The organism is Enterococcus sp. XAF26B05_ASV22 (assembly GCF_056727285.1).
The window spans coordinates 2,391,025-2,404,053 of sequence record NZ_CM161538.1 but is presented as its reverse complement, the minus strand read 5'-3'; the positions used below and the strand labels follow the sequence as shown (position 1 = coordinate 2,404,053).

The 13,029-nt window shown below is 37.3% G+C and carries 8 protein-coding genes, 2 pseudogenes and 1 other annotated feature; of the genes and pseudogenes, 9 read left to right on the top strand and 1 reads right to left on the bottom strand.

Annotation, left to right across the window (positions count from 1 at the left end; all coding sequences use genetic code 11):
• Positions 1–10 precede the first annotated feature (10 nt).
• Complete coding sequence (gene dtd / locus AC1PU0_RS11825) at positions 11–457, top strand: D-aminoacyl-tRNA deacylase (RefSeq protein WP_069655193.1); 447 nt, start codon at positions 11–13, stop codon at positions 455–457.
• 122 nt (positions 458–579) lie between these two features.
• On the top strand, positions 580–2,340 hold the full coding sequence (locus AC1PU0_RS11820) for a choline/carnitine O-acyltransferase (RefSeq protein ID WP_111247714.1): 1,761 nt from the start codon (positions 580–582) through the stop codon (positions 2,338–2,340).
• Positions 2,341–2,455: 115 nt separating this feature from the next.
• Here the strand turns inward: AC1PU0_RS11820 and AC1PU0_RS11815 are convergent, their stop codons facing one another.
• Complete coding sequence (locus AC1PU0_RS11815) at positions 2,456–3,388, bottom strand: aldo/keto reductase (RefSeq protein WP_206849908.1); 933 nt, start codon at positions 3,386–3,388, stop codon at positions 2,456–2,458.
• Between the two features lie 177 nt (positions 3,389–3,565).
• Positions 3,566–3,772, top strand: a binding site (T-box leader).
• Between the two features lie 384 nt (positions 3,773–4,156).
• Here AC1PU0_RS11815 and hisS point away from each other — a divergent pair.
• From hisS to AC1PU0_RS11780, 7 genes and pseudogenes are all read left to right on the top strand, one after another.
• Positions 4,157–5,458 (top strand): histidine--tRNA ligase, encoded by a 1,302-nt coding sequence (gene hisS, locus AC1PU0_RS11810; protein ID WP_206849909.1) that lies wholly within the window; start codon positions 4,157–4,159, stop codon positions 5,456–5,458.
• Positions 5,459–5,487: 29 nt separating this feature from the next.
• Positions 5,488–7,257, top strand: coding sequence for an aspartate--tRNA ligase (gene aspS / locus AC1PU0_RS11805; protein ID WP_206837444.1), 1,770 nt, complete (start codon positions 5,488–5,490; stop codon positions 7,255–7,257).
• Between the two features lie 179 nt (positions 7,258–7,436).
• Positions 7,437–8,231, top strand: coding sequence for an ankyrin repeat domain-containing protein (locus AC1PU0_RS11800; RefSeq protein ID WP_206849910.1), 795 nt, complete (start codon positions 7,437–7,439; stop codon positions 8,229–8,231).
• A gap of 135 nt (positions 8,232–8,366) precedes the next feature.
• Complete coding sequence (locus tag AC1PU0_RS11795) at positions 8,367–9,242, top strand: YitT family protein (protein WP_069655200.1); 876 nt, start codon at positions 8,367–8,369, stop codon at positions 9,240–9,242.
• Between the two features lie 330 nt (positions 9,243–9,572).
• Complete coding sequence (locus AC1PU0_RS11790) at positions 9,573–10,610, top strand: sugar-binding transcriptional regulator (RefSeq protein ID WP_069655201.1); 1,038 nt, start codon at positions 9,573–9,575, stop codon at positions 10,608–10,610.
• A 40-nt stretch (positions 10,611–10,650) separates the two neighbouring features.
• Positions 10,651–11,653 (top strand): annotated as a pseudogene (gene gap / locus AC1PU0_RS11785) (type I glyceraldehyde-3-phosphate dehydrogenase).
• Between the two features lie 136 nt (positions 11,654–11,789).
• Positions 11,790–12,984: pseudogene (locus tag AC1PU0_RS11780) on the top strand (phosphoglycerate kinase).
• Positions 12,985–13,029: the final 45 nt, after the last annotated feature.

Here is a 13,029-nt window from a genome sequence, read left to right as displayed (position 1 = left end):
GGAACAATCTATGAGGGCAGTCATCCAGCGAGTTACGCAAGCTGAAGTTACCATTGATCAAAAAAGTGTTGGAAAAATAGAGCAAGGATTCATGGTTTTACTCGGCATCCATGAAACTGATAATGTCGAGGATGTGGCGTATTTAGTTCGTAAAATCAGTAAGCTTCGTGTATTTGAGGATACAGCTGGTAAGATGAATCTAAGCATTCAAGAGATCCAAGGTAGTATTTTAAGTGTTTCTCAATTTACGTTGTACGCAGATACTAAAAAGGGCAACCGTCCTAGTTTTATAGAAGCTGCCAGACCAGAGGCTGCAATTCCTTTGTATGAGCTATTCAATAAACAACTGAAGGCACTAAATATTCCAGTAGAAACAGGAGAATTTGGCGCTGATATGGCGGTGTCATTGATCAATGATGGCCCAGTAACAATTATTATAGACACAAAAGATAAATAAGAAAGCATCATTCCTGCAATGAGACTAGTAGGGATGATGTTTTTCAATAAGTTACAGAAAAAAGTCATGCACGGAGTAAATGCTTGGTATAATAAAATAGAAAAAGATTGTTGAGGTGTAAGATGAAAAAATATAAAGAAGCGTTATTACCAAAGCTAGAAAAATTACCTGTTCCAGAATTACAAGAAACTCTGGCGGCTTTAAGTGAGTGGTTGAGACCCTTGGTTACATTAGAAGAATTAAAAGATTTTCAAAAAAGAGCCGTAGCATTCAGTGTTTCTGATGGTGTACTATTGCAAAAAGACCTAGAGAAACAGGCAGAAAACACGAACGGCAGCTGGCTAGCACCTCTTTGGGAAGAAAGTTATTTAGAGAGCCGAGGTTATTTACAAAGTGAGTCAAATTTTGCCATGGTTATTGATGACAGCTATTACGATCGAATCAAATCGAAAGAGGCACGAGCGGCACAACTTATTTATCAAATGACCAATTGTTATCTTCGTTTCGTCGATGGAACCTACCCAATCGAATATAGCAAACAGAATCAACATGTCGATATGTCATTTTACTTAAATTTTTTTAAAAGTTGCAGAATACCAGGAAAAGAGCGAGATTCTTTTCATAGAGGCGAAATGAAACCTGCTGAGAATTATGTCGTCATTTTTGTAAACGGTACCTATTTCCGTTTAGAAGTAACTAACCATCTAGGAGAAATTAACTCTTTAGAACAAATAGCTGAAAATTTGAACTTTATTTTATCTTGTAGAATTTTACCAAAACAAGGGGAGCATTTAATTCCTTATTTAACAGGAGTTGAAAGAGCGCAGTCAAATTTGATTTATCAACAGCTCAAAAAAGAAGAATTGAATCGTCTAAACTTACAGCAAATCGAAGATGCATTATTTGTACTGAGTTTTTCCGATGGCAAAGACGAATCAAAAGAAGAGCGAATCAACGAAGTATTATTGAATACAAATCACCAATTTTTAAGCAAAACAATGCAAGCAATTATTACGAGAAACGGTTATATCGGTTTTAACATGGAACATACAGCAATCGACGGCGTACCAACACTAAATTTACTGACCAAGATTTTTGAATCATTCGATAATGTAGAACATGCGCCAACAAAAAAATCTTCTTCTGAGTTGGTTCAAACATTTGAATGGGCCTTAACAAACCAAATGATCAGTACTTTAGAAGAAGCCCGAACACATGTCGAAATGGAAAATAACTCTTATGTTCTTATGCATCATGTTCTCTCAGAAATTGGTAAAGAACGGATGAAAAAAGCAAAGGTAAGTCCAGATGCGTTCTTTCATATTGCTTTAGCGATGGCACAGCAAAAAGTGTTTGGCAAGCTAAAATCTGTTTATGAACCAGTTGCTATGCGTATGTATTTTGAAGGTCGGACAGAATCTGCTCGTTCGATTAGTCAAGAGAAAAAATTAATTGCCGAAGCATTTTACAATTCAACAGAATCAGGATCTAAGGAAAAATTAGTCGAATTATTCTTTGCAGCAGCAACAGCCCATTCTGATCGAATTGCGCAATGTCAAAAAGGAAAAGGAGTTGAACGCCATTTATTTGGTCTTCAAAAGATGGCACTTAACCCAGAGGAAGGTCGAAGTTTTTTCTCAGCAGAAGCGCTTAAAATACTAGGGGATGACTTTATATCAACTACTGGTATTCCGTATGATATAGTAGAGTCCTTTAGCTTTGGACCAGTTAATAAAAAGGGATTTGGTCTTTATTATGGCATTTTAGATAAGGAAATCATTCTGACTTTGTCTGCAAAAAAAGGGTATCAAAACGAAGCAAGGCAACTGATTGAAGGGATTTCCACAGCACTGACTGCTTTGACAGAACTTTTAGGAATTTAGTAAAAACATACTGAAAATAATGAGTAGAGCCATTTTACTCATCATTTCCAGTATGTTTATTTTTTTTGAAGGTTAAACTCTAAAATTCTGGTAAAAATAGTCCATTAGTTAGCAATTATTTAAATAATTTGTCGATTCGGTGATAATCTTCATCAGTCAAATGAACATCCAATGCTTTGACGTTGTTGATGACTTGTTCTACCTTTTTTGCTCCTGGGATAACAACATCAACGAAAGGATTTTTGATGTACCATGCGAGCACGATTTCTGCGACACTGGCGTTGTACTCTGCTGCAATCTGTTTAAGTTGGTTGACTTTATCGAGAATTACATTGAAGCGTTCACCCTGGAAATCTGGTTTTTTACTGCGTAAATCTTCAGGTGGAAAGGTGATGTTACGTTCATATTTTCCTGTTAATAAACCAGATGCTAATGGGAAATAGGGAATAAAAGAAATCTGATTTTCTTTTAAATAAGGCAGTAATTCTTGTTCTGCTTCACGATGAATCAAACTATATTCATCTTCCACAATATCCACATAACCATCTTGATTTGCCTCTTTAATCTGATCTAGATTGAAATTAGAAACACCAATCGCTCGAATTTTTCCTGTTTCTTTTATCTTTTGCAAAGCAGCTACTGCTTCATTTTTAGGGGTTGTTTCGTCTGGGAAATGAATGTAAAAAATATCGATATACTCTGTCTGTAGCCGTTGTAATGCTTCGTCAACAGAACGTGCTAAAAATTCTGGTGTATTATTAAAGGCACCATCTTTAGCCGGATCATGAGCGGCTTTTGTGGCGATAATTACTTTACTGCGGTCAAATTCTTTTAATACCTCGCCAATCAATTCTTCTGAACGACCCATTCCATAGGCGAAAGCGGTATCTAGTAAAGTAATACCATTTGTTAAAGCGGTATGGACAATTTCTTTCCCAGTATTATCATTCAAATTTGGAAACAAATTGTGACCACCAACAGCATTTGTACCTAAACCTAGAGGAGTTGAGTAGACCTCTGTTCTTCCAATTTGTACGTTTTGTGTCATTCTGATTCCTCCTAACTTATTTCTTTTAGTGTAGTTTATAGAAGTGAATCAGTGAAGTGTTTTGTTTTAAAAGATAGTGGAAAAGCAAAATAAACATTCTTTATTTGATATTGCATGTGAAATTAGTCGAATCCCTATTGACTTTATGAGGAAATTTTAGTAGTTTATATATAATATCAAAAATCAATGAAAGAACGAGTACATTTCAATCTAATCGTATAAGAGAAAGTTGTCGTGGCTGAAAGCAACTTCATTAGAGAAATCGAAAGACATTCTGGAGATGAACGGATAAAAGCCGTTCCGTTACGAGCGTTAATCGTTAAAGGAAAGAGCAATCTTTCAAACTTAGGTGGTACCGCGTATGTCTATTCATTCGCCCTTGTATTTAATACAAGGGCGATTTTTGTTGTGAATCACTATGATTGGCTGCGCCAGAATAGATGATGAACAATACTTGGCGAACGAAGTGAGAGAAGTTACTATACTAGTGAATCACCAAAAGCCCAATCCCAAAAAAGCAAAGAAAAAAATTGTGAGTTGCTATTTAGGTCTGTAAGCATAGCGGTTGGCTGCGCCAGAATAGATGATGAACAATACTTGGCGAACGAAGTGAGAGAAGTTACCATACTAGTGAATCACCAAATCGCGCTAATAAAGGAAAAAAGAATCGACGATAAAATAAGTGAAAAGAGTATAAAAATAAAACCTCACTTATACCTAGGACGAAAAATCGTTGTCCCAATAAACAATAACTAGGAGATGAAACAAATGAGTTATCAAAAACCAAAAGGAACCAATGACTTATTACCAGGAACTTCAGAAAAGTGGCAGTTTGTTGAAGAAACTGCTCGTTTGATTTTTCGTGATTACCAATATGAAGAAATCCGTACGCCGATTTTTGAACATTATGAAGTAATTTCTCGTAGTGTAGGAGATACAACAGATATCGTGTCAAAAGAGATGTACGATTTTTACGATAAAGGAGATCGTCATGTAACATTACGTCCAGAAGGAACTGCACCAATCGTTCGTTCATTTGTTGAAAACAAACTGTTTGGACCTGAATTTACGAAACCGTATAAAACGTATTATATGGGACCAATGTTTCGTTATGAGCGTCCGCAAGCAGGTCGTTTAAGACAATTTCACCAAATCGGAGCAGAAGCTTTCGGTAGCGAAAATCCCGCAGTGGATGTCGAAAGTATGGCAATGGCTTTAGACTTTTTCAAACAATTAGGCATTAATCAAATTCGATTAGTGATCAACTCTTTAGGCGATAAAGCTACAAGAGCGGCATATCGTCAAGCTTTGATCGATTATTTAGAACCAAAATCCGCTGAATTGAGTGAGGATTCAAAACGTCGTTTGCACGAGAATCCATTACGTGTATTAGATAGTAAAGATAAAAAAGATCAAGTGATCGTAGCAGATGCGCCATCAATTTTAGATTATCTAAGCGAGTCATCAAAAGAACATTTTGAAACAGTTCAAACAATGTTAAACGAATTGAACATTCCGTTTGTAGTGGACAGTAATATGGTTCGTGGATTGGATTATTATACAAATACCATTTTTGAAGTGATGAGTGAAGCACCAGGTATGGGCGCACAAGCAACGATTTGTGCTGGCGGACGTTATGATGGGTTAGTTGAAGAATTAGGCGGACCAGCAACACCTGGTTTTGGTTTTGCGATGGGGATCGAGCGTGTCTTGATTACTATGGAAGCCGAAGGTGTTGTGGTGCCAGTAATCAACGACATTGACGCTTACGTGGTCGGAATTGGTGAGCAGACAAATATTGAGGCATTAAAACTTGTTCAAGCAATCCGTGATTTTGGTTTCTCAGCAGATCGTGATTTTATGAACCGCAAAGCAAAAGCCCAATTTAAAACTGCCGCTAAAGTAAACGCCAAACTTGCCTTGACTTTAGGGGAAACAGAATTAGCCGAGGGAATCGTTAACGTAAAATCAATGGCTAACCGTAATGAAAAATCATTCCCACTATCAGATATTTATGAAAGATTTGATGAAGTCTATGATGAAATGATGACCGTGATGTTTGATGAATAAAGAGTAAAAATGAAAAGGAGCAAAGACCAATGACAAAAAGAACAGTATACTGTGGAGAAGTCTCAGCAGATTTAGTAGGACAAGTGATTACATTAAAAGGATGGGTACAAAAACGTCGTGACTTAGGCGGAGTTATTTTTATTGACCTACGTGACCGTGAAGGAATTGCACAAGTGGTGTTCAATCCAGCCCATTCAAAAGAAGCTTGGGAAATTGCAGATAAATGTCGTAGCGAATATGTAATTGAAATTACTGGAGAGCTGACGTATCGTGATAAAGAAGCAATCAATCCTAAAATGAAAACCGGTGAATTTGAAGTGATGGCAACAGATATCACGATTTTAAATACAGCAAAAACACCACCATTTTTGATTGAAGATGAAAACAATGTCGGTGATGAAATCCGTATGAAATACCGTTATTTAGACTTACGCCGTCCACAAATGACTGCAAACTTAAAATTACGTCATGAAGTAACCAAATCAATCCGTCATTATTTAGACGATACTGATTTTATCGATATCGAAACACCTTATTTTGGTAAATCGACACCAGAAGGCGCGCGCGACTATTTAGTGCCATCACGTGTACATGCAGGGCATTTTTATGCATTACCACAATCACCACAAATCTTTAAACAATTATTGATGAATGCTGGTTTCGATCGTTATTACCAAATCGTTCGTTGTTTCCGTGATGAAGATTTACGTGGTGACCGTCAACCAGAATTTACACAAGTCGATTTGGAGACAACTTTTTTATCACCAGAAGAAATCCAAACAATGACTGAAGAGATGCTAGCGAAAGTGATGCGTGAAACAAAAGGGATCGAAGTGACATTACCATTCCCACGTATTAGCTACGACGAAGCGATGGCACGTTATGGTAGTGACAAACCTGATACTCGTTTTGATATGGAATTGATCGATATCGCAGATGTAGTAAAAGATGTTGATTTTAAAGTCTTCCAAATGGCGCTAGAAAATGGTGGGCAAGTAAAGGCGTTGAATGCTAAAGGTGCTGCTGATAACTATTCAAGAAAAGATATGGATAACTTAGGTACCTATGTAAGTCAATTTGGTGCCAAAGGACTTGCATGGTTAAAAGTAGAAGAAGACGGTCTAAAAGGGCCAATCGCGAAATTCTTAACAGAGGTTTCTGATGACTTGATCAAAGCGACAAATGCAGAAGTTGGCGATATTTTGATGTTTGGTGCTGATAAACCGGAAATAGTTGCAGCATCATTAGGTGCCGTACGTTCGCGTTTAGGGAAAGAATTAGGATTGATCGATGATACTAAATTCAATTTCTTGTGGGTCGTTGATTGGCCATTGTTTGAATACGATGAAGAAGCTGGTCGCTACGTATCTGCACACCATCCATTCACCCAACCGAAAGAATCAGATATTGAACTACTTTCGACAGATCCAGCAAACGTTTATGCCGAAGCTTACGATATTGTCTTGAATGGTTACGAACTAGGTGGCGGTTCATCACGTATCCATAAACGTGAGTTGCAAGAAAAAATGTTTGAAACGCTAGGCTTTACAAAAGAATCAGCACAAGAACAATTTGGTTTCTTGCTAGATGCCTTAGATTATGGTTTCCCTCCACATGGCGGGATTGCTTTAGGATTAGACCGTTTAGTGATGTTATTAGCTGGCGAAAATAATATTCGTGAAGTAATTGCCTTCCCTAAAAATGGGAAAGCAGCTGACCCAATGACAAGTGCACCAAGTGTCGTTTCACCATTACAATTATTTGAATTAAATATCGATGTCACGGCTGTCGATGAATAGAATTTGCTGAAAAACGGTTGGGAGAAATTCCCAATCGTTTTTTTACGGTCAAAACAAGATCGTCGCGTCAATTGAATGGGCCAATTAAACTTTAGACAGATGAATTACGTTGTTTATAATTCGTTTACATTTATCCTTTATACTGGTTTTAACCTATTATTAAAGGAGGGATTACGAGAATGAAAAAGCAATTTTTATTGAAGACGCTACTATTGTTTTCGTCATTGCTACTTTTTTCAGCCTGTCAAACGAATAAAAGTGAGAAGACACAACCAACGGAGGAGAGTACGGAGATGGGAATTAAAAAAGATGAACGTAGTCAATCTACTAAAGAAGAGTTAGAGCATACAACGGAAACAACAGAAGCTACACGCAAAGAGTTTGCTAACGGAAGCTTGATCCAAGCCGTAAATGAAAAAAATGCTGAAAAAGTTCAAGAAATACTGAAAGATAAAGACTATCCGATCAATGAAAAAAATGAACGAGGAGAAACATCGCTTCTGATTGCAACGCATCAAAATTTCATTGAGATCGCCAAAATCCTGATTGACGCGGGAGCGGATATTAATGTACAAGATTTAATTTCTGATAGTCCTTATCTTTATGCTGGAGCGCAAGGGAAAACTGAAATTTTAAGCTACATGCTGGAAAAGCAAACACCTGATCAACAAAAAGTAAACCGCTTCGGTGGAAATGCATTGATTCCAGCAGCAGAAAAAGGACATCTTGAGAATGTGAAATTACTATTAAAAGATGGACGTGTAGAGATTGACCATCAAAATAATTATGGCTATACTGCCCTTATCGAAGCGGTAGCTTTGACAGATGGATCTCTTGTATATCAGCAAATCGTTACTGTTTTATTGGAAGCGGGAGCAGATAAAAATTTAAGAGATAATACTGGACGGACAGCTGAAGATTACGCTAAAAATTTAGGTTATACTGAAATATTGAAAAGCCTAAATGCCAATTAAGATTGAATTTTTCAAAAGCTTGATTCGTGTAACGAATAAGTATTTTCTTCTATTTAGAAGATTGTCCTTTTTTTCTTATCCTAAAGCACGTATAATAAGAACCAAATGAATCAAGTAAAGTGAGGCTACCTCTACATGAAAAAATTTTTTGAAAGTTTACCTGTCCATGATTATACGACAAAACTTTCAGTGTCGATCGTTTATGCGATTTTGGCATCTGTTGCGATGAACTTCTTTTATCAACCAGGAAATATCTATTCCAGTGGGATTACAGGACTAGCTCAAATTCTTACAACCTTATCAACGAATATCGTAGGGTTTAAAGTACCTGTATCGATTACGTTATATGCTTTAAATATCCCGCTGTTCTTTGTGGCTTGGCTAAAAATTGGTAAAAAATTCACCGTTTTTACCTTTTTAACGGTCACATTGACCTCAATTTTTATGCAGATTGTACCGCAAACAAGTTTATCTAATGATCCCATTATTTGTGCGATATTTGGTGGAGCAGTGATGGGATCTGGGATTGGGTTTGCTTTGAAAAATGGTCTTTCATCAGGTGGATTGGATATTTTTAGCATCACGATCCGTAAGAAAACAGGACGTTCAGTAGGATCGATATCCATGTATTTCAATGGATTAATTATTTTCGTAGCAGGATATTTGTTTGGTTGGCAGTATATGTTTTATAGTGCGTTGTCAATTTTTGTCAGTGGTAAAGTAACAGACGCCGTGTATACGAAGCAAAAGAAAATGCAGGTTATGATCATCACAAAAAATCCAGATGATGTAATCGATGGTATTCAACAGAAAATGAGACGAGGCATTACGATTATCCATGAAGCAGAAGGGGCATATCGCCATGACAAACAAACGCTACTACTGACAGTCGTGACTCGTTTTGAATTACCTGCGTTAGAAGCTGCCATGAAAGAATCTGATCCATCTGCGTTTGTCAGCATTTCTGATAATGTAAAAATTCTCGGTCGCTTTTATGAAGAAGACCTGTAAGGTATGATATCATCTTAAAAAATCCAGAGTAGGGTCTGGATTTTTTTATTTGTACTAAAATTAGAAATGAGAGCGTGGGTCGTGTTTGTGATTGCAGGCTAAAGTATAGGATCAACTATTATGAATAGAGTGGTTAATTAAAAAAATAATCTCTTTTTCTTGAAAAGAAGAATGAAAACTGTTAAACTATGTATGTAAGATTGAGGGACGCTTTTATGACTGTTAAAGAATTTAACAATGAAAAAGAAGAACGTCAATCCTATTTTTTTAAAGTTCATAGGTCGTTTTAAGTCTTACTTGGACGTTTTTGGACCAACGAAGGAGCGCATCATGCTAGATGAATTGAAAATGATTGAAGCAGTTGCTCCAGATTTGCTCGATGTAATGCAGGAAAGGTTTCATATTCTTCGTAATATATACTGGATGCAGCCTATTGGACGTAGAAGCCTATCTGATAGTATGGGAATAACAGAAAGAGTCTTAAGAACTGAGACAGACTTCCTGAAAAATCTTCAACTAATAGAAACTTCTAAAAGCGGAATGACATTAACTGAAAAAGGCTTAGGTGTTTATCAAGGTTTAGAGTCGATGATGAATCAATTACTTGGCATGCATCAAGTCGAAAAAGAAATCAGTCAATACTTTGGAATCAAACGTTGTATCGTTGTAGCTGGTAATAGTGACAATCAAGATAAAGTTCTTTATGAGTTCGGAGATATTTTGACCGATTCGTTGGATTTGCTTTTACCTGAAGGACGTAATATTATTGCAGTGATGGGCGGAACAACAATGGCAATGACTGCAGAGCACATGGGAACATTAGAAACAGAAAAGAGACATAATCTGTTTGTTCCAGCTAGAGGCGGAATCGGTGAAGCAATGACGGTTCAAGCTAATTCGGTAAGTGCTGTAATGGCAAGTAAAACCGGTGGTCATCATAGAGCATTATATGTTCCGGAACAGTTGAGTCTTGAAACGTATAATTCACTACTGCAAGAACCTTCGATCCAAGAGGTGTTGACACTGATTGAACAGAGCAATTGTGTTGTTCACAGTATTGGACGCGCGTTGCATATGGCAGCACGTCGTAAAATGTCAGATGACGAAATGGTCATGTTAAAGCAAAATAATGCTGTAGCAGAATCTTTTGGCTATTTCTTTGATGAAGAGGGCGAAGTTGTTTATAAGATTCCTCGAATCGGACTTCAGTTAAAAGATGTCCAGAAAATTTCGAATGTCGTTGCAATTGCAGGCGGTAAGTCGAAAGCTAAAGCAATCCGCGCTTATATGAAAAATGCACCAAAACAAACGTGGCTCATCACAGATGAAGCTGCCGCAAATGAGATTTTAAAAGGGGTAACCCTTTAAAATAAAAAAATTTTTGATTTTCATAAGGAGGAAATCTTTAATGACAGTTAAAGTAGGTATTAATGGATTTGGACGTATCGGACGCTTAGCATTCCGTCGTATCCAAGATGTAGCAGGAATCGAAGTAGTAGCAATCAATGATTTAACAGACGCTAAAATGTTGGCTCACTTGTTAAAATATGACACAACTCAAGGACGTTTCAACGGAACTGTTGAAGTTCATGATGGATCTTTCAACGTAAACGGTAAAGAAGTTAAAGTTCTTGCTAACCGCAACCCAGAAGAATTACCATGGGGCGACTTAGGCGTAGATATCGTTCTTGAATGTACTGGATTCTTCACTTCAAAAGAAAAAGCTGAGTTACACTTAAAAGCTGGTGCTAAACGTGTTGTTATCTCTGCTCCAGGCGGAAATGATGTACCAACAATCGTTTATAACACGAACCACGATATCTTAACAGGTAAAGAAACAGTTATCTCAGGTGCTTCATGTACGACTAACTGTTTAGCTCCTATGGCTAAAGCTTTACAAGATAACTTTGGTGTGGTTGAAGGTCTTATGACGACAATCCACGCTTACACAGGTGACCAAATGACTCTTGATGGACCTCACCCAGGTGGAGACTTCCGTCGTGCACGCGCTGCAGACAGAAAACATCGTACCTAACACTACTGGTGCTGCTAAAGCAATCGGTCTAGTTATACCTGAATTAAATGGTAAATTAGATGGAGCTGCTCAACGTGTTCCTGTAGCAACTGGTTCATTAACTGAATTAGTAACAGTTCTTGACAAAAAAGTAACAGTTGAAGAAGTAAATGAAGTGATGGCTAAAGCTGCTAACGAATCTTACGGATATAACACAGACGAAATCGTTTCTTCTGATATCGTAGGGATGACTTTCGGTTCATTATTCGATGCTACTCAAACAAAAGTAATGACTGTTGGCGATCAACAATTAGTGAAAACTGTTGCTTGGTATGACAACGAAATGTCTTATACTGCACAATTAGTTCGTACTTTAGAGTACTTCGCTAACTTATAAGATTCATTCTTATCATTAGTGAAATTTGAACAACTGTGAAATAATAAGCGGGGAAGCAACGCGCTTCCCCGCTTTTTTTATAAGTTTAAGATAATCATTCTTTTAAAAAATTAAAAATAGATAGGAGTAACGTTTAATGGCTAAAAAGACTATCAAAGATGTAGACTTAAAAGACAAAAAAGTTCTTGTACGTGTCGACTTTAACGTACCTTTGAAAGATGGCGTGATCACGAACGACAACCGTATCGTAGCGGCACTTCCAACAATCAAATACGTAATAGACAATGGTGGAAAAGCAATCTTATTCTCTCACTTAGGTCGTGTTAAAACAGAAGAAGATAAAGCCGGCAAATCATTAAAACCAGTTGCAGAGCGTTTAGGCGAATTATTGGGTAAACCAGTAACGTTCGTTCCAGAAACTCGTGGTACTGAATTAGAAACTGCTGTTAACAACATGAAAGACGGCGATGTTTTAGTATTTGAAAACACTCGTTTTGAAGATATCGACGGTAAAAAAGAAAGCGGAAATGACGCTGAATTAGGTAAATACTGGGCTTCTTTAGGCGATGTATTTGTTAATGATGCATTTGGTACGGCTCACCGTGCACACGCTTCTAATGTAGGAATTGCGTCAACTGGTATCCCAACAGTTGCTGGATTCTTAATGGAAAAAGAAATTAAATTCGTTGGTGAAGCAGTAACTGCACCAAAACGCCCATTTGTTGCTATCTTAGGTGGCGCCAAAGTTTCTGACAAAATCGGTGTTATCGAAAACTTGATCTCTAAAGCAGATAAAATCCTTATCGGTGGCGGAATGACCTATACATTCTACAAAGCGAAAGGAATCGAAATCGGTAATTCTCTTGTTGAAGAAGATAAGGTTGCTTTAGCAAAAGAGTTGATTGAAAAAGCTGGTGACAAACTAGTATTACCAATCGATTCAGTATGTGCTAATGAATTCAGCAATGATGTTGAAACAGTTATCACTGATGGTGAAGCTGTCCCAGAAGGCTACATGGGCTTAGACATTGGACCTAAATCAATTGAATTGTTCACTAAAGAATTAGAAGGTGCAAAAACAGTTGTTTGGAACGGGCCAATGGGCGTATTCGAAATGAGCAACTTTGCTAAAGGTACGATCGGTGTATGTGAAGCAATTGCTAACTTAGAAGATGCAACAACAATTATCGGTGGAGGAGACTCTGCTGCAGCTTGCAATCCAATTAGGCTTTGCTGATAAATTTACTCACATCTCAACTGGTGGGGGCGCAAGCTTAGAATTATTAGAAGGTAAAGAATTACCGGGATTAGCGGCAATCAACGAGAAGTAAAAAAGTTGAACAAGCCTATTTTGATCTCAAGTATTACTGGAGAAA

Coding starts and splice junctions, on each gene's coding strand:
- dtd (WP_069655193.1), top strand. CDS start 11: ATGAGGGCAGTCATCCAGCGAGTTACGCAAGCTGAAGTTACCATTGAT.
- AC1PU0_RS11820 (WP_111247714.1), top strand. CDS start 580: ATGAAAAAATATAAAGAAGCGTTATTACCAAAGCTAGAAAAATTACCT.
- AC1PU0_RS11815 (WP_206849908.1), bottom strand. CDS start 3,388: ATGACACAAAACGTACAAATTGGAAGAACAGAGGTCTACTCAACTCCT.
- hisS (WP_206849909.1), top strand. CDS start 4,157: ATGAGTTATCAAAAACCAAAAGGAACCAATGACTTATTACCAGGAACT.
- aspS (WP_206837444.1), top strand. CDS start 5,488: ATGACAAAAAGAACAGTATACTGTGGAGAAGTCTCAGCAGATTTAGTA.
- AC1PU0_RS11800 (WP_206849910.1), top strand. CDS start 7,437: ATGAAAAAGCAATTTTTATTGAAGACGCTACTATTGTTTTCGTCATTG.
- AC1PU0_RS11795 (WP_069655200.1), top strand. CDS start 8,367: ATGAAAAAATTTTTTGAAAGTTTACCTGTCCATGATTATACGACAAAA.
- AC1PU0_RS11790 (WP_069655201.1), top strand. CDS start 9,573: ATGCTAGATGAATTGAAAATGATTGAAGCAGTTGCTCCAGATTTGCTC.